At 48.9% G+C, this 16,992-nt stretch carries 15 protein-coding genes and 1 other annotated feature; of the genes, 8 read left to right on the top strand and 7 right to left on the bottom strand.

Features of this window, described 5'->3' with window-relative positions; genetic code table 11:
- Window positions 1-57 precede the first annotated feature (57 nt).
- The gene (locus tag KNO69_RS10780) at window positions 58-1,737 is read right to left on the bottom strand and encodes a GGDEF domain-containing protein (RefSeq protein ID WP_078146139.1); all 1,680 of its coding nucleotides are present in this window, start codon (window positions 1,735-1,737) and stop codon (window positions 58-60) included.
- Window positions 1,738-1,891: 154 nt separating this feature from the next.
- Window positions 1,892-2,103, top strand: a binding site (T-box leader).
- A 57-nt stretch (window positions 2,104-2,160) separates the two neighbouring features.
- Between KNO69_RS10780 and argS the strand changes: the two genes are divergently transcribed.
- A complete protein-coding gene (argS, locus tag KNO69_RS10775; RefSeq protein WP_214817966.1) occupies window positions 2,161-3,843 on the top strand; it encodes an arginine--tRNA ligase in 1,683 nt (560 codons plus the stop codon).
- Window positions 3,844-3,886: 43 nt separating this feature from the next.
- Here argS and KNO69_RS10770 read toward each other — a convergent pair whose 3' ends face one another.
- Window positions 3,887-4,465 carry a metallophosphoesterase family protein gene (locus tag KNO69_RS10770; RefSeq protein ID WP_214817964.1) on the bottom strand — a complete coding sequence of 193 codons (579 nt, stop codon included), beginning with the start codon at window positions 4,463-4,465 and terminating at the stop codon, window positions 3,887-3,889.
- The gene (locus tag KNO69_RS10765; protein ID WP_074034908.1) at window positions 4,462-4,953 is read right to left on the bottom strand and encodes a YajQ family cyclic di-GMP-binding protein; all 492 of its coding nucleotides are present in this window, start codon (window positions 4,951-4,953) and stop codon (window positions 4,462-4,464) included. Before KNO69_RS10765 ends, KNO69_RS10770 begins: the two co-directional genes overlap by 4 nt.
- Window positions 4,954-5,021: 68 nt before the next feature.
- Between KNO69_RS10765 and pulA the strand changes: the two genes are divergently transcribed.
- On the top strand, window positions 5,022-7,019 hold the full coding sequence (gene pulA / locus KNO69_RS10760; RefSeq protein WP_214817962.1) for a type I pullulanase: 1,998 nt from the start codon (window positions 5,022-5,024) through the stop codon (window positions 7,017-7,019).
- 14 nt (window positions 7,020-7,033) lie between these two features.
- Here the strand turns inward: pulA and KNO69_RS10755 are convergent, their stop codons facing one another.
- Window positions 7,034-7,198 (bottom strand): YycC family protein, encoded by a 165-nt coding sequence (locus KNO69_RS10755; RefSeq protein WP_074034904.1) that lies wholly within the window; start codon window positions 7,196-7,198, stop codon window positions 7,034-7,036.
- 130 nt (window positions 7,199-7,328) lie between these two features.
- Here KNO69_RS10755 and KNO69_RS10750 point away from each other — a divergent pair, with 130 nt between their 5' ends.
- The 4 genes from KNO69_RS10750 (at window position 7,329) to KNO69_RS10735 (ending at window position 12,037) form a co-directional block, all read left to right on the top strand.
- Window positions 7,329-8,129, top strand: coding sequence for a hypothetical protein (locus KNO69_RS10750; RefSeq protein WP_214817960.1), 801 nt, complete (start codon window positions 7,329-7,331; stop codon window positions 8,127-8,129).
- A gap of 91 nt (window positions 8,130-8,220) precedes the next feature.
- Entirely contained in the window at window positions 8,221-10,344 is a 2,124-nt protein-coding gene (locus KNO69_RS10745; protein ID WP_214817957.1) for an MMPL family transporter, read from the top strand.
- 248 nt (window positions 10,345-10,592) lie between these two features.
- Window positions 10,593-11,234 (top strand): YitT family protein, encoded by a 642-nt coding sequence (locus KNO69_RS10740; RefSeq protein WP_214817949.1) that lies wholly within the window; start codon window positions 10,593-10,595, stop codon window positions 11,232-11,234.
- 80 nt (window positions 11,235-11,314) lie between these two features.
- Window positions 11,315-12,037: a YwiC-like family protein gene (locus KNO69_RS10735; protein WP_078146145.1), complete on the top strand. Its 723-nt coding sequence runs from the start codon at window positions 11,315-11,317 to the stop codon at window positions 12,035-12,037.
- Between the two features lie 21 nt (window positions 12,038-12,058).
- On the opposite strand, the gene KNO69_RS10730 is transcribed toward KNO69_RS10735, so the two are convergent.
- The 3 genes from KNO69_RS10730 to KNO69_RS10720 form a co-directional block, all read right to left on the bottom strand.
- Window positions 12,059-13,003 (bottom strand): DUF4003 family protein, encoded by a 945-nt coding sequence (locus tag KNO69_RS10730; RefSeq protein ID WP_240499775.1) that lies wholly within the window; start codon window positions 13,001-13,003, stop codon window positions 12,059-12,061.
- Window positions 13,004-13,093: 90 nt separating this feature from the next.
- Entirely contained in the window at window positions 13,094-13,525 is a 432-nt protein-coding gene (locus KNO69_RS10725) for a type III secretion system chaperone family protein (protein ID WP_015880528.1), read from the bottom strand.
- Window positions 13,526-13,592: 67 nt separating this feature from the next.
- The gene (locus KNO69_RS10720; protein ID WP_015880529.1) at window positions 13,593-13,859 is read right to left on the bottom strand and encodes a metal-sensitive transcriptional regulator; all 267 of its coding nucleotides are present in this window, start codon (window positions 13,857-13,859) and stop codon (window positions 13,593-13,595) included.
- 277 nt (window positions 13,860-14,136) lie between these two features.
- On the opposite strand from KNO69_RS10720, the gene KNO69_RS10715 reads away from it, so the two are divergent.
- Entirely contained in the window at window positions 14,137-14,442 is a 306-nt protein-coding gene (locus tag KNO69_RS10715; RefSeq protein ID WP_015880530.1) for a rhodanese-like domain-containing protein, read from the top strand.
- A complete protein-coding gene (locus KNO69_RS10710; RefSeq protein ID WP_214817945.1) occupies window positions 14,439-16,904 on the top strand; it encodes a CoA-disulfide reductase in 2,466 nt (821 codons plus the stop codon). Before KNO69_RS10715 ends, KNO69_RS10710 begins: the two co-directional genes overlap by 4 nt.
- Window positions 16,905-16,992: the final 88 nt, after the last annotated feature.

Here is a 16,992-nt window from a genome sequence, read left to right as displayed (position 1 = left end):
GTTTCAAATCTGCTTGTCAACTTAAAAACTCCCCAATTCGATGTGAGAAAGGGGAGTTTACGTCGTTAAATTGTTGAAGTGCGCCACGCGGTTACGTCCCGCATATTTCCCACCGACATATAGCGCACGGTCCGCGTTTCGAATCGTATCGTCTAAGCGCTTATTTCCAAACGCATCGATTGTATCGACCCCGATGGACGCGGTCACAGAAACCTCGTGATGATCGACAAGGAACGGTTTCGCTTCGATTTGCTGGCGAATTCTTTCTGCAATGTCAACGGCTTGAGACATGTCACAATGATTGAGAAGCAAGATAAACTCTTCCCCACCATAACGGGCGGCGAAGTCATCAGCACGAAGGACTTGCCGGATACGTCGACCAAATTCCTGTAACACTTGGTCACCGACTTGATGGCCATACGTATCATTGATTTTTTTAAAGAAATCGATGTCGAGCATGGCGACCGAGATTGGATACATCGAGATGTCGGATATTTGTTGAATTCCGTATTCGTAGAAGGCGCGGGCATTGGCGAGAAGGGTCAAACTGTCCGTCCGGCTCTCGGTATACAGACGATCTCGTTCATGACAGCGGCTGATGGTCCGGTTGAACGACTTGAGCAACTTGATGATTTCATGTTGGATAATCTTCGGATACCCATATATAGGTTCTCCTGTCATCACGATCCATGTTCGGATTCCCTCGATCTCTTCCGAACGAATCGAGACGAAGCTGTGGTAGTCGTCATGAAAAGCGTCAGACAATGAAGCATCCCACTCAAATCGCATCTCGTAGTCAAGGACCGGCTCGACAGGTTGACTGATATCCAGTAGCGCAAATACGACGGGGCGATCAATCGGTTGACGTGTCTTCAAGTCAAAGTAGAGTGTGCGATCAAACAGTTTGAACTCGATATATCCTTCATTGTAATGGTTCAATTGTTCACACTGACTTAAAAAGACTTCAATGGCTTGTGCTTCGCTCTGTGATAAAGAGACGGCTTCTTTCGCTTCGTCGTACTGTTCAATCAGAGATTTATACGCATCCTGTCGTCCCTTTTGAATGAGAAGTCGTTTGATGAAGAAGGTCAACGCTGCCGCGATGCTACTGACGACAAGTAAATTCGTCTCTCGGAAGAACGCTGCCGCTAAGATGAAGATCAAACTGACGACATATGTGTAGAAAGCGATTTTCATGAAGTCGCTCAATGCGATATCGACGCGGAACCACCATCTCACCTGATATTTTTGAAATACGGTATTTAACAAGATAGCAAAGAATAACCCGGCAAGCGGTACAAACGATTCTTGCGAATAAAAATCAAGGCCGGTTACCCCACCGAGGGCGAGATAGACGGTAGCGGGAATGACAATTTCTAAGTATGCCGTAATCGCGTTCCATGGATAGGTGAAGCGGAATCGGCGTATGGCGACTTTTGGTCTCAGATTGGCGAACTGAAAGACGAATAATCCAATCTGGTTGACGATGAGTGCGGTTTCAAATCCAAAGAATAGAAATAGAATTAATACAATACTCTCAGAGAATGTGAAGTACACACCTTTGACTTCGATTGAATCGAGTTGAAAGATGATGACAAGTAATGAGATTAAAATAAAGGACAACGGATCGATGGTCGGGGCGTGCAGCACATCCAATGCAAATAATCCGATGGTGAAGCAGAACAAAACACTCCATATACTCCAACCGAGCACGGACATCTTGCGAAAGTGGTTCATGTGTTCCCTCCTAGCATGGGACATTTCAAGATATAATAGTAAAGATTCGTCATGATTTCTTGCGAGTCCTGCCTTTCTTTTATCATGCTTGAATTCTAGCATTGAGTATACGGAGAATATCCTCTATAATGAAGTTGCTTTTCAACCGCATAGACGAAAGTCGATGAAAAAGAGAGTAACGATGGTTTAGTCAACAAAGCGACCTGGGGATTGGTGAGAGCCTGGGCTGACAAACGTCGCGAAACGCACTTTTGAGATGCTATCCGAAACGAGAGTAGGCATAGCCGGAGGGAACCGTTATCACCATAAAGCGGTCTGCATCATGCAGGCAAGAAGAGTGGTACCGCGGGAATTCCCGTCTCTTTGCATCTATGCAAAGGGCGTTTTTTTTATGAGTTGTTATTGAAGAAGGAGGACATACAGATGAGTTATGAACGCAAATATGCAGAAGCACTATCCCGTGTCATCGGTGAAGAACTCACGATTGACCAAATTGAAGCATTGATTGAGAAGCCAAAACACGAGGCGCACGGTGACCTCGCGTTCCCGTGTTTCCAATTGGCGAAAGCTTACCGAAAAGCACCTGTCATGATTGCGACAGATATCGCAAATGAATTGAACGATGAATTGTTCACGAAAGTGGAGGCGGCGGGACCTTACGTCAACGTCTTCTTGAGCCGTGATGTCGTATCAAAAGAAATCATCAACACCGTGCTTGAGGAAAAATCGGAATATGCGACACACGAAGCACGCAATGAAACGATTGTGACGGACTTCTCGTCACCAAACATTGCGAAGCCGTTCTCGATGGGTCACTTGCGTTCGACGGTGATTGGGAATGCGATCAACCAAATCGCACGTAAAAACGGATATGACGTCGTCGGCGTCAACCACCTTGGGGACTGGGGCACTCAGTTCGGGAAATTGATGGTCGCCTACAAGAAGTGGGGCGATGAGGAAGCGGTACGCGCCAATCCAATCGCAGAACTCTTGAAATTATACGTCCATTTCCACGAAGAGGCGAAGACACAACCAGAACTCGAAGACGAAGGCCGTGCTTGGTTCAAAAAGCTTGAAGATGGTGATGCGGAAGCGACAGAGCTTTGGCAGTGGTTCCGTGACGAGTCGCTCAAAGAGTTCCAAAAAGTATATGACCTCCTTGGAGTGAAATTCGAAAGTTTCAACGGGGAAGCGTTCTATAACGATAAAATGGGACGCGTCGTCGAGATGCTAGAAGCGAAAAACCTCTTAGTGGAAAGTGAAGGGGCGATGGTCGTCTCGCTCGAAGAGGAGAACTTGCCACCTTGCTTGATCAAGAAAAAAGATGGCGCGACGTTGTACGCGACACGTGATTTGGCAGCGGCAATCTATCGTTACGAGACGTACAACTTCGTTCAAGCGAACTATGTCGTCGGTGGCGAACAGGCGCTCCATTTCAAACAACTCTTCTCGGTCCTTCGTAAGCTTGGATATGACTTTGTTGATGGCATGCATCACGTGCCGTTCGGCTTAATCTTGCAAGAAGGGAAGAAGATGTCGACACGTAAAGGGCGCATCGTTCTTCTTGAGGAAGTCTTGAAAGAGGCAATCGAGAAAGCGCAGGCGAACATTGAGCAGAAGAACCCGGATCTTGCGAACGCACAAGACGTTGCCCGCATGGTCGGTGTCGGCGCGGTCGTCTTCCACGATTTGAAAAACGAACGCATCAACAACATCGAGTTTGATCTCGACAGCATGCTCAAGTTCGAAGGGGAGACAGGACCTTACGTCCAATACACGAATGCTCGTGCAAACTCACTCCTCCGTAAAGGGAACTACGATGGTTCATCGTTCACTGGTGCAGACGATGATTACTCATGGGGTGTCGTCACGATGCTCAACGCGTTCCCGCACGTCATCACACGTGCGCATGAACGTCGCGAACCATCCATCATCAGCCGTTATGTACTTGACCTCGCGCAAGCGTTCAACAAGTACTACGGTCACGTCCGCGTCCTAGAGGAAGATGCGAGCAAACAATCGCGTCTCGCTCTCGTCAAGGCAGTGACGCTCGTATTGACAGAAGGGCTCCGTTTACTCGGTGTCGAAGCGCCGGAAGAAATGTAAGACAGACGAAAGGACCTCAAAAAATTGAGGCCCTTTTTTGTATTCATGCTTTCATCCGCGTGACCGTTCGGGCTTCCGTGTCATATAGACACCATTCCCGATCGAAGATGACGGCGCCGACGTTAATGACATATCGTTTTTTCTTCAAATGGAACGGTGTCTCGATTTCCCACGGCAAGGATTTTCCTTTCCGGTAAATCCCGGGGATGTGACTATGTCCGATGAAGACGAGTGGATATTTCCCTTTTTCGACCACCGGTTCCCAGTCTTCATTCCATTTCACTTGATGCCCATGTAAAAAGCGTGCTTCGCCAAGAGTCGTCTGTTCCGGCAATAAGGAAATCCGTGTTTTCACGGGATGGTCGATGACGAGCACCTCGTCGATTCGCTCCTCCTGATTACCACGAAGACTCGGGAACGTGAGTAACGCTTCATAATTCGAATCATACGTCGCGACGTCTTCCACATGATGAAAGCGCTCGTGACGTCGTTTTTTCCCGATGTGGCATTCATAGAGGTCACCGAGACAGAGAATATGCTCGGTTTCGCGACGAACGTCATCCAGGACGGCCTTTAAATCATCAAACGAACCGTGCGGGTCACTGATGATGGCGAGTTTCATCGGAAGTTCGTGAATTGGGCATCGACGGACAATTCAAGTTCACGTACGAGTTGCATGACGGCCTGGAGATCGTCACGTGATTTCCCCGTCACTCGGATTTGATCGTCTTGAATTTGCGATTTGACTTTAAGTTTTGATTCCTTGATGGCGTTATTGATTTTTTTCGCGTCATCTTTGTCGATGCCGCTTTTCAATTTCACACGTTGGCGAACCGTTCCGCCGAGTGCGTTCTCTACTTTTTGATAGTCGAGGTTTTTCGTCGGGACACCGCGTTTGATCAATTTTGTGATCAAGACGTCTTTTAATTGCTCGAGTTTATAGTCGTCATCCGAGATGAGGACGAGGTCGCCACTGTCGAGGGACATCTCACTCTTTGACCCTTTGAAGTCATAACGGTTCAAAATTTCCTTTTCCGCGATTTGAATCGCGTTCTTTACTTCTTCAAGATTCATTTCTGACACGATATCGAAAGAATTGTCTTTTGCCATGTTTCATCCATCCTTTGTGTGGTTTTGTTATAATGATAGCAGATTTGAAGCAGTGAAGGAGTGAAGAGATGGAACGTACAATGGATCAACACACACATGCAGACTTAGATCACGTTGCCTATCACGGGAAAGACCTAGGGGTGACGTTCAAAGGGGAACAGATTCGACTACGAGTTTGGTCTCCGGTAGCGGAACAGATGTCGGTCAAGTTGTATCGAACAGCCCGTGCCCGTAAGTTTGAACGACTCGAGCTCGAACCGGCTGAGAAGGGGACGTGGGTGGTCGAACTCGACCGTGCCTTATTCGAAGGTCAATTTTATGTATTTGAAGCGCTGATTGATGGGAAAAAAGTAGAGTCGCTCGATCCGTATGCGAAAGTCGTCGGAGTGAATGGGAAACGAGGATGTCTGCTCGATCCGGCATCTTTGAACCCGGACCATTGGATCAAAGAACGTCCGCTATTCAATTCTTCACAAGAGGCGGTCATCTATGAGGCGCACGTCCGTGATTTGACGAGTCACCCAGAGAGTGGGGCGACGCACCGTGGGAAATTCTTAGGGATGACCGAGACGGGTACGACGACCACGAGCGGTTACACGACCGGACTCGATTATATTACCTCGCTTGGAATCACTCATCTCCAATTAATGCCGTTCTTTGACTACGGCTCGGTGAATGAGTCACGTGAAGGGGAAGACAATTATAACTGGGGTTACGATCCGGTTCATTACTTTGCGGTCGAAGGATCTTACGCCTCGTCGGCAGATGACCCGGCGACGCGAATTGTCGAATTGAAGGCACTGATTCAAGCGCTCCACGATCGAGGCATCCGGGTCATCATGGACGTTGTCTTCAACCACACGTATGATGCGTTGACAACACCGCTCGGGCAATTCGTCCCGGACTATTACTATCGCTTAAACGAAGACGGAACACTCGCGGATGGTTCGGCATGTGGGAATGACACGGCATCCGAGCGTGCGATGATGCGTAAGCTCATGGTCGAGTGTGTAACGTACTGGGCGAAAGAATTCATGATTGATGGGTTCCGCTTCGATTTGATGGGACTCCATGACGTCAAAACGATGAACCAGATTCGGAAAGCGCTCGACCGCGTCGACCCATCGATTCTTGTCATCGGGGAAGGCTGGGATTTGGATACACCGCTCCCGGTTCGTGAAAAAGCGAATCAGCATAATGCGCATAAGATGCCACGCATCGCCCAATTCAATGATGGGATTCGAGACGGTGTCCGAGGAGACGTCTTCATCGAAGACTTACCGGGCTGGGTGAGTGGAAACACGGATATGACAGCAGATGTGAAACGAGGGATTGCTGGTGGCATCACGAGCCAAAGTTTCGCTGATGAGCCGAACCAGGTCGTCAACTATGTAGAATGTCATGACAATTTGACGCTTTGGGACAAGTTATCCGTGACGAATCCGGAAGATGACGAGACGACACGTCGCCGTCGCCACCGTTTGGCGACGTCGATTGTGCTCCTAAGTCAAGGGATTCCATTCCTTCACAGTGGACAGGAATTTTTCCGGACAAAAGACGGGGATGAGAATAGCTTTAATTCAGGCGAAGTCATCAACCGTATGGACTGGAACCGGGCGGAGCAAGAAGCGCCAAGTGTGGAATATGTGAAAGGCCTCTTGCGTCTGCGTAAGCAATATCCGCTCTTCCGACTCGAAAACACGGAACAGATTCGCAAACACTTGCGTTTCTTTGATGAAGCAGAGGGTGTGATTGCCTTTGAATTGAGCCGTCATGTGGAAGGATATGTAGAACGACATATCGTCTACCACAACGCACTCGAGGAGGCGGTTGAGGTCAAACTTCCATCTGGCAAGTTCGAGGTGAACGTGGAGGACCATACCGTTAATCTGACGGCGCCACGTCAAGTCGAGGACCGTTATATGACGGTCGCTCCACTCTCGACACTAGTCGTAACCGAACGTCGCCCAGATTACAGCAAGTACGCTGTGGCCGGTGGTGCGGCCCTCGCTGTAATCGGTGGTCTCTGGTATGTATCGAGAAAGCGGAAACGCAAAGAACAGTAACCAAAAAGGAGACGTTAATCCGTCTCCTTTGGTGTGTCTTCCTCTGTTTGAGATGCCTCGAGTTGCATCATTTTTTGAACGAGGATGTGTTTTGGCATATGCATCAGTTCCTCGAGGGGGACGTTTAATTTTTTTGCGAGTTCAACTGCGGTCTCTGGTGATAGTTGTAATGGACGCATGGAAGGTCTCCTTTCTAAACGATATGTCTTTACCGTCAGTATACAGGAAAATCGAAAATGTGTTGAATGAACACATTCAAAATCGAATTTCGTTTCGGTCGTTGCTAAGCTGAAACTAGGAAGTGATCAAATGTACAAACAAACAGCAGACTTTCAATTTCATCAAACGATCGAATGGCTTGAACGTGTAGGTGAAGGTTGGATGTTGTACTTGGCGCAAACTGGATTTTTGTTCTTTGACGAGTCGTCTCAAATTCGCTGGGAGATCGACTGGAAATGGACACCATGCGCCCTATATGTGGAGCCGAATGCAAGACGTGCCGTGGCATGGTTCCATGAAAAAGGACTTTACGGAGTCATTGATTTACAACGAGGACAGATGGAGACGCATGCGATCCCTCAACGATTCAACGGAGACTGGTTTAGCAATTTGCACTATTGGCAAGGCGATGACATCTTCTTATATTCAGCCGAATCGGATGTCGTAGCCTTGAACCTCCATGATCATACGTTTCGATATAGCCGCTATGAAGAAGTCCCTGTCTTTGGGAACATCATCGAGCTAGCGTATCAGGGGACGTATGATTTTGAACGGTTCACACCTGAAACGTGTGTGACATTGTTCGATGAACGAACTCATCATTTTTTAGTTGAAAATGTGAAGACGAAAGAAACCTGGCGCATTCCATACGAAGGAAACCGCGACACGGTCATTCTCGATCAAGTGGGAGAAACGACGGCGATCACATCGACAGAGTCGTTCCAACTGTTTCATCGAGAGGAAGAATTATTTTGCTCAAGCGTGTGTGCAGACAACCAATTATTGAAGGTAATGCTGTTAGATGAACGAGGGGATCGACTCGTCGTCTTGTCCGCACCACCACGATTTTGCCATAGCTGGCTTCAAGTCTTTGAACGACAAGAGTCCTGAACCGAACCTAGGTTCAGGAATTTTTTGTGAAGTGATGATGAATGAATCGAGAAACGGGAAGTAGATGGATAGACAGGGAGGAGTGACATCAATGGAATGGTTAGGTAGGCAGTTGGTTCGTTTTCGGTATGGCGTATTACTCATATGGGCGATTTTACTCGCGGGTTCAGTTTATTTCGGGCTACAGCTCCCGGGTGAGTTGAGAGGAAACGGGTTTGCCATTCAAGACGGACGTTTCCAACAGGTAGAAGATCAGTTAAATGAACGATTTGATCGAGCAGGTGCTTCAATGATCGTCTTATTTGAAGGAGGAAATCTGGAGGCGGTCATGGACGAACAACAAGACCGTTTTGGGGAAATTTCATCAATTGATGGCGTGATTACCCCGGCGGAGAATCCGGACGCGCGTTCAGGGGACGTATCCTATTTCGTGCTGGAATTCGAAGATTATGATGCGGCGGAATCCTCAATCGATGCCGTCCGAGACGCGCTCATCGTGGATACAGATACCGAAGTCCGCTTGACGGGAGAACCAGTATTTGCGGACGACTTAAACGAAGCTTCGAAGAATGACTTGATTCGAGCGGAGTTGATCGGGATTCCGGTCGCGCTTGTCGTGTTGTTGCTCGTTTTCGGCACGCCGCTCGCCGCACTCATGCCGTTACTCGTCGGGTTGATTACCTTTATTGTGGCAGCGGGATCGCTATTCTTTTTTGCGCAAAACATGGAATTATCTATCTTTGTTCTCAATGCCGTCGCCATGATTGCGATTGCGCTCGGGATTGATTTTTCACTGTTACTCGTCAATCGGTATCGAGAAGAGTTAACACGCGGGCAATCGAGAGAAGAGGCGATTGTCCGGACAGTAGCAACGGCGGGACGCTCGATTCTCTTTTCAGGTCTATGTGTCTTTGTCGGGTTGGCCGGACTTCTATTTATTCAGGTGGATGTCTTCCAAGCGGTCGCGCTCGGTGCGCTCATTGCCGTCGCGGGGGCCGTGCTATCTGCACTGACCTTGTTGCCGTCGTCGCTTTACTTAGTCGGTGACGCCTTGAATAAAGGACGAATCATCAAGACAGATGAGACGAAATCTGAAAAGCGCTGGCAAAAGCTTGCTCGCTTCGTGATGAGACGTCCGGTGACGATGACGCTCATTGCTTTGCTGATTCTGCTCCCGAGTCTTTGGTTCGTGCGCGACCTAGAGTTGAACATTCCGGACGCCGATGCGCTCCCTACCTCATATGAATCACGAGCGGCACTCGAACGATGGGACGATGTGTTTGGGGATAACTCGACCGATGTGGTCCTTCTGTTTGAAGCGAACGATTTGACCGATCCGATGATTTTAGAGGAATTGACGAGTCTCACAGATGAGTTAAACGAGGTCGATATTGTCGATAATGTCTCGACTTTCTTAACGACATCCGGATTGACGCCTGAGACGTTTACGCAACTCGCCGAAGCGGCGCCAGAACAACTCGCCCCACTTGAGCGACTTGTGACCCTTGATGGGAATACAGATTTGGCGCTCGTGAATGTCAGCTTCGATGTACCTCCGAGCGACAAAGAAGCACAAGCATTCGTACGCGATTGGCGAGACAAAGGGTTTGAAGTCGGCGGACCGGCAGCCTTCAATGAAGAGATTTATGATGAGATTTATGACAGCATTCCCTATGCGGTCATCACCGTCATCTTGGCAACCTTCTTCATCCTCATGTGGGCGTTCCGATCCATCTTGATTCCAATCAAGGCGATTCTCATGAACGTGCTTGGTCTTGGGGCGACGTTCGGTTTACTCGTCATCATTTTTGAATCAGGTTATGTGTACGATGCAGAAACAATCAGTATTTTGACACCGGTGTTCATCTTCTCACTCGTCTTTGGATTGTCGATGGACTATGAGGTATTTCTCGTTTCGCGAATCGAGGAATATTACCGCGAGACAGGCGACAATGACTATGCGACGGAGATGGGGCTTGCGAAGACGAGTAAAATCATCACTTCAGCCGCCATCATTATGATCGTCGTGACGGGTGCGTTCGCCTTCACGGGTGTGAGCCCGATCAAACAGCTCGGCGTGGGGATTGCGCTCGCCATCTTCATTGATGCGACCATCATCCGGATCCTGCTCGTTCCGTCTCTCATGAAACTGTTCGGGGATTGGAACTGGTGGTGGTTCGGAAAGAAAGATTTACCGAAACGTAACATGCACTAAAGGTAAAATTCATGAACTGAATCAAAATGTGTGGTAAACTACGTACAAGATTACGCGCAATTTGAGAAAGGAAGGTCTTTATGGATACCGAGAGGACATGGCCTCTGTTCCAACTTCCGGACTTCTAGCGTTGACTGATCACAACCACGTGTATCAATCAACAAACGGAAGATCGGAGATGGAACAGATGGAACCGCAGCTACGACTGAGGATCCTCCTCTCCGTCAAGAACGGGGAGGACAATCGGAATGAAACGAGTTGCTACCATAGTGCTCGGAACGCTGATCATGGCGTTCGGTTATTATTATTTGAATGAACAGTTTGGTTTGGCGGAAGGCGGGTTCGTCGGTTTATCGCTACTCGGTCGTTATTTATTTGATATCGACCCGGCGATTTCGATGATCGTGCTCGACATCCCATTTTTTATCGTCGCTTTATGGTGGAAAGGATGGCGTTTTGTCGGGCAAGCGGTACTAGCCGCTTCGTCTTTGTCGCTTAGTTATGCGATGTGGGACCGTCTCGACTTGCTCACGTTTGATATTCAAGTATGGCCGGCAACATTGTTTGCGGCCATCGCGAGTGGGATTGTGACCGGATATGGTCTCGGTCTTGTCTTGAAGTCAGGCGGGGCGACCGGAGGCGATGACTTATTCGCTCTTGGCTTATCGAAATGGACAGGTGTGTCGGTCGGTACGATTCTCATCACGTTTGATGTCATCGTCTTGGCGATCTCGCTCATCTATTTACCATTGTCGAATGCACTGTATACGCTCGTCGCGGTCTCGATCGCAGGTCGGGTCGTCACGAAGATGTTGGCGGACGACGTGGTTGAACATACCAAGCCGGCGGTCATCAAACCCAAACTTTCACCAAAAAACGATCTCGCCTGAGATCGTTTTTTGTTTTGTAAAATTTATCACAGTTTTATAGCCGTCTTTCTTCTACACTGAACGTAGAAGGAGGGAGTCACATGAAATGGATGATTCCAAAACAACACGGCGCTTGGTCGATGCTCATCTTACCGTTCTTACTCGGCGGCATTGTCGGCGGCTGGACACTCGCGCACATCCCGTTCGCCATCGCCTGGCTGTTCGTCTATATGGGCACATTTTTCTTGTTCCAATTCATCAAGCAACGGAAAAAATCGCAGCAGATGTTGCGCACGGTCATCACGTATTTGACGATTGCCACCGTCGCCGCCATCCCGGTGTTTCTGTCCGAATGGCGTCTCGTCTGGTTCGTCCTCGCGATGATTCCGTTTGGTTTGGTGAACGCCTATTTCGCCAAAATCAAGGACGAGCGCAACGTCTGGAATGACGTCAGCGCCGTCACCTCGTTTTGCATCGGTGGGATGGCGAGCTATTACCTAGGCGCGCGTACGCTCGACGCGACGATGGTGTGGGTATTCGTCTTGCCGTACCTCTATTTCCTCGGGAGTATCTTTTTCGTCAAGACGATGATTCGAGAGAAGAAGAGTGTGTCGTATCGCAATCTGTCTTGGGGATATCACGGCTTGCTCGTCGCCGTTTTCATCGTCCTTGGGTATCCGTTACTCGCGCTCGCTTACGCACCAAGCCTAATCCGAGCGGTTGTCTTCTACGGTAAAAAGATCCCTATCATGAAGATCGGGATCGTCGAAATTGCCAATTCGGTGTTCGTGCTCGGGTGTCTCAGCTGGTATTTATTTTCTTAAGAAGGGGGAACCCTTCTTTTTTTAGTCGCTTGAAGCGGTGCTCGAGATGATGGCCACGGTTGCGGCAGCCGTCGCAGCTTGTTGCATGGCGAGCAAATGCGCGAACGTGCCGTGCAACAGTAAATCGCTCGCGTCTTCCTTGATGTTGTTTGCCGCGACGAGTTGCAAGGCGACGGTCAACGCGTGTGTGTGGAACCAGCGATGTTTTTCCTTCTCCGCGTTCGTGATGTCAATCAGGTCGCGTTCGTCATTGTCGTTCGGGACCGCGACGATGGCCAACAGGGCGAGCGGTGGCAGATGTTCATTTTTGACGGCGATGGATTGTTTTTTTAGCCAGTTGTGCCAATCCAAGAAGCGGGTGACGACCTCATCTGGTGATAACTCACTAAAGGCGAATAAGTGCGAGACGAGTTGGAGTTCGTTCGAGCGGGGGAGCTGTGCTTTCAACGCTTCATAATACGTCTCAATCCGTTGACTCAACGCATCGTGGTCATCGAACGCTTGAACGAGAACGAGGGCGGACAACAGGTCTTCTTCACTCGTCAGCCAAGGATGATTTCGTTTGAACGTCTGATAGAGTGCGCTCGCCTCGTCGAGTCGGCGTTCGGGCTCATCAACGTTAATCAGTTGGCTCGCGATAAAGGGCCGTAACATACTGAAGCGGAAGTGCTTTCGGTCGAGCAACGTGTCGAGCCGGAGTACCTCGTCGATGGCCGGTTCGATGTCTTCATACTTGGCGTCGAGAAACGACAGCCAGACGAAATTATTGCTGCCGCGAAATTTTGAGAACATGCCGGTCTTTTGTTTCAGAACCGCTTGAGCGTGTTCGAACCGTTTCGAATCGAACGGGGCATCGTGCATGGCGTAGTTGATTGCCATCAAACGTCGGAAATCGTCAGTGAACCATTTTGTCGCCCCCCTGATTCCTTCGAGTGCTTCGAGGTAATGGGTGTAACGTGTCATCATCAGCAATTCCTCCTTTTTCTCCTTATACGAGTCCGCTCGAAAGAATGATTCAAAAACAGCCGCCCTGGATTCGTCCGGGGCGGCTGTTTGTTATTGGACTTGCGTATACAACTTCTGCATGTACTCGTTCACTTCGTCGGCCGCTTGGAACATCATGAATGAATGTTGCAAGATGATCTCTGGTGAGAAACCGAGGTCGAGGTCGAGTGTTGAGGCGAGTGTGACATCGCGATCGCTGTCGAGTACACAACGGAAGTATTTGAACTCCTGGTTGAACTCGTTCAAGGCATTAAGAATCGGTAAATCTTCTACGTAATCTGGGACGTGCGTGACGGTAGCAGCGTACAACTCAGCATCTGTCGTCTTTTTGTTAAAAGCGATAATCATAACGGGCTGAGCCCCGGATTTTGTTGTTTCACGCGTCAAGAACGTGACGTGCGTTTCAGTGTCGCTCTCTTTGAACGTCATGTTGCGTTCAGCGGCGAGCGCTCTAAATGATTCTACTTTTTCTTCGAAGTTCACAAGGAAATCCCCCTTAGTAAGTCGTTACTCTAACTTTCTCCCATTTGGACAGGGAAAGCAAGGGGAACTAGCGTTTCATCAACATTTTAATGGCTTCTTCCACCGTTTCGGACGTATCTTCGCCATCTGCTTGAGCGGTGATGATACATTGTTCCAAGTTCTTAGCCACAATGATAGTCGAAGCGCGATCGAGTGCGGAACGTGCGGCACTTAATTGCGTCACGACATCGCGACATTCTTTTCCTTCCTCCATCATCCGGATGATGGCACGAATTTGTCCTTCCACTCGTTTCATGCGATTCAATACTTTTGCATCGTATACATACGGTTCCATATCATTCACCTCTATAGGAAAAATTGTTCAGTTACCCAACTATTTATTGTGTAGGCTCATCTTAATACATGGGGGAGTATGTGTCGAGCATCAACTATCCAAATGGATGATGTTGAAAAATTCGACATTTCGTAAAACTTATTTCTTGCAATTAAATACCTAAGGGGGTATATTAATGACGTGGAAGCGAAATGTTCAACAAATCACAAACTTGTTGAACGCCAGCAACTAAGCCGAATGGTATAAATCGAATTGAAAAAAGAAAGGTAGATCAACGATGAAAGCATCCGCTTTAAAACGTCAAATGGACTTTGAAGTGCCTGTAAATATCGTCGACGTCCGAGAACGTGACGAGTTTCAAGAAGCACATATTGAAGGCGCGAAAAACTATCCGTTATCCGAAATGACAGAGTGGATCGACACGCTCGATCCAGCTGAAGAATATGTCGTTCTTTGCCGCTCAGGTGCGCGTAGCACGCAAGCGACTTGGCAAATGGAGGCGAAAGGCTATAAAGTGGTCAATATAGAAGATGGCTTGATGAGTTGGCCAGGAGAAGTCGTCAGAGGAGGAAATGGACAATGAGTAAAAAAATCGTAATCGTCGGTGGGGTGGCAGGTGGTGCATCTGCAGCTGCACGACTCCGTCGTTTGAATGAAGAGAATCACATCGTCATGTTCGACCGTGGAGAGTACATCTCGTTCGCGAACTGTGGTCTTCCATATTATATCGGGGACGTTATCCAAGACCGTCAAAAACTCCTCGTTCAAACCGTTGAAGGGATGAACAAGCGTTTCCAACTCGATATCCGCAATTTGACGGAAGTCGTCAAAATCAACCGTGACAAGAAAACGGTGACGGTGAAACACGTCCAAACAGGCGAAACGTATGACGAGTCATACGACGTCCTCATCTTGTCACCGGGAGCGAAACCGATTCGTCCAAACATCCCTGGAATCGACGAGGCAGAAGACATCTTCACGCTTCGCAACATTCCGGATACAGATAAAATCCGTGGCTACGTCGATGACAAGGCACCAAAGCATGCGACTGTAATCGGTGGAGGCTTCATCGGGATCGAGATGGCAGAAAACTTACGTGAGCGTGGCGTTGAGGTGACGCTCGTTGAGATGGCAGACCAAGTCATGACGCCGCTCGATCGTGAGATGGTGGCGCCAATTCATGAACACATGCGCTTGCATGGCGTCGAGCTTCAATTGTCTGATGGCGTTTCTTCGTTCTCAGAGCAAGGAAAGAAAGTTCATTTGACAAGCGGTCGTGTCATCGATACAGATATGGTCATCATGTCGATCGGTGTTACACCGGAATCGACGATTGCGCGTGAAGCAGGACTTGAAACAGGTACGCGCGGTGCCATTCGTGTTAATGAAAAGATGCTCACATCAGACCCGAATATTTACGCGATCGGGGATGCGGTCGAAGTACTCGACTACGTCTTCAAAGAACCAACTGTCGTGCCACTCGCATGGCCAGCGAACCGTCAAGGCCGTCTCGTTGCCGATATCATTAACGGCCGCGACGTGAAATACAATGGAACGATGGGAACGGGGATCGCCAAAGTATTTGATATGACGGTTGCATCGACAGGATGGAATGAAAAACGGTTGAAGGCGGCTGGCAAGACGTATGAGGCTGTTCACGTGCATCCAGGTTCGCATGCTGGTTATTATCCAGGATCGACACCTGTGTCGCTTAAACTCTTGTTCCACCCGACAACGGGTGAAATCTATGGTGCGCAAGGTGTCGGAATCAATGGAGTCGATAAACGCATCGACGTCATTGCGACAGCTATGAAGGGTGGTTTGACGGTCCTCGATCTACCTGACCTTGAGCTCAGTTACGCACCACCGTTCAGCTCGGCGAAAGATCCGGTCAATATGATCGGGTATGTCGCGTCGAACGTCGTCCACGGTGACAATGAAGTCGTGCATTGGGATGAAATCGATGAGCTCGTGGAAAATGGAGCGACGTTATTAGACGTTCGAGATGAATCCGAGCATGAACTCGGAAAGATTCCAGGGTCGATCAATGTACCACTCAACTCATTACGAGAAAACTTGGACAACTACGACCGGAATGAAACCATTTACGTGACGTGCCAAGTCGGTCTTCGTGGCTATCTCGCATCACGCATCTTACGTCAAAACGGCTTCAAGGTGAAAAACTTGAGCGGTGGCTACAAGACGTGGTCGCAAATCAATCGTGATTTCGAGGCGCTTGAAGAAGCGAACACATCAAATGAAACAGCGGCTACCGTTGTAGAAGAGGAGCCAACACAAATGACAAATGCACCAATCGGGGAAGCGGTCGTGTTAGACACGTGTGGTCTACAATGCCCGGGACCTATTTTAGAAGTAAATAAGAAAGTCGCAGAACTCGGAGAAGGCGAAACGCTCCGCGTGCTCGCGAGTGACCCAGGATTCTTCGCAGACATCGAAGCATGGGCGAAGAAGACAGGAAACAAACTCGTCTCGAAACAATTCGTGAACGGACGCGTTGAAGCCATCCTTCAAAAAGGACAAGGTCCGGCTGTACCACAAGCGGGCGCACCAGCAGGAGACGGTGCATCAATGGTCGTCTTCAGCGGAGACCTCGATCGCGCACTCGCATCCCTCATCATTGCGCAAGGTGCTGCCGCAATGGGGAAAGACGTGACGATGTTCTTCACATTCTGGGGACTCAACGTCATCCGCAAACCGGACGCGCCGGAAGTGAAAAAGCAAGGTCTTGAGAAAATGTTCGGCATGATGATGCCAGGGCATGCCGGCGAACTTCCACTTTCGAACATGAACTTCGGTGGTGTCGGTCAAAAAATGATGAAGAAAGTCATGAGCGATAAGAACGTTCCTTCTGTCGAAGAAATGATCAAGTCGGCGCAAGAAGCGGGCGTGAAAATGGTAGCTTGCACGATGTCAATGGATGTCATGGGTATCAAAGAAGAAGAGTTGATTGATGGGGTCGACCTTGGTGGTGTGGCGGCGTATCTCGGCGCAGCAGAAGGCGGTAACCTAAACCTCTTTATCTAAACGAAATAGAAAACGAGTCGGATTGCGATGCGCTCCCCGGCTCGTTTTTTGCTTTTAGAAAGAGTCGAGGTGATATTGAAAAACGAAT

The sequence above is a fragment of the Exiguobacterium sp. s131 genome (assembly GCF_018617345.1).
GTDB lineage: Bacteria > Bacillota > Bacilli > Exiguobacteriales > Exiguobacteriaceae > Exiguobacterium > Exiguobacterium profundum.
The sequence above is the reverse complement of the archived record's forward strand: the minus strand, read 5'-3'. Positions and strand labels throughout refer to the sequence as shown.

Excerpts from the sequence above, each read along its gene's own strand:
- KNO69_RS10780 (WP_078146139.1), bottom strand. The coding sequence starts at position 1,737 with ATGAACCACTTTCGCAAGATGTCCGTGCTCGGTTGGAGTATATGGAGT.
- argS (WP_214817966.1), top strand. The coding sequence starts at position 2,161 with ATGAGTTATGAACGCAAATATGCAGAAGCACTATCCCGTGTCATCGGT.
- KNO69_RS10770 (WP_214817964.1), bottom strand. The coding sequence starts at position 4,465 with ATGAAACTCGCCATCATCAGTGACCCGCACGGTTCGTTTGATGATTTA.
- KNO69_RS10765 (WP_074034908.1), bottom strand. The coding sequence starts at position 4,953 with ATGGCAAAAGACAATTCTTTCGATATCGTGTCAGAAATGAATCTTGAA.
- pulA (WP_214817962.1), top strand. The coding sequence starts at position 5,022 with ATGGAACGTACAATGGATCAACACACACATGCAGACTTAGATCACGTT.
- KNO69_RS10755 (WP_074034904.1), bottom strand. The coding sequence starts at position 7,198 with ATGCGTCCATTACAACTATCACCAGAGACCGCAGTTGAACTCGCAAAA.
- KNO69_RS10750 (WP_214817960.1), top strand. The coding sequence starts at position 7,329 with ATGTACAAACAAACAGCAGACTTTCAATTTCATCAAACGATCGAATGG.
- KNO69_RS10745 (WP_214817957.1), top strand. The coding sequence starts at position 8,221 with ATGGAATGGTTAGGTAGGCAGTTGGTTCGTTTTCGGTATGGCGTATTA.
- KNO69_RS10740 (WP_214817949.1), top strand. The coding sequence starts at position 10,593 with ATGAAACGAGTTGCTACCATAGTGCTCGGAACGCTGATCATGGCGTTC.
- KNO69_RS10735 (WP_078146145.1), top strand. The coding sequence starts at position 11,315 with ATGAAATGGATGATTCCAAAACAACACGGCGCTTGGTCGATGCTCATC.
- KNO69_RS10730 (WP_240499775.1), bottom strand. The coding sequence starts at position 13,003 with ATGATGACACGTTACACCCATTACCTCGAAGCACTCGAAGGAATCAGG.
- KNO69_RS10720 (WP_015880529.1), bottom strand. The coding sequence starts at position 13,859 with ATGGAACCGTATGTATACGATGCAAAAGTATTGAATCGCATGAAACGA.
- KNO69_RS10715 (WP_015880530.1), top strand. The coding sequence starts at position 14,137 with ATGAAAGCATCCGCTTTAAAACGTCAAATGGACTTTGAAGTGCCTGTA.
- KNO69_RS10710 (WP_214817945.1), top strand. The coding sequence starts at position 14,439 with ATGAGTAAAAAAATCGTAATCGTCGGTGGGGTGGCAGGTGGTGCATCT.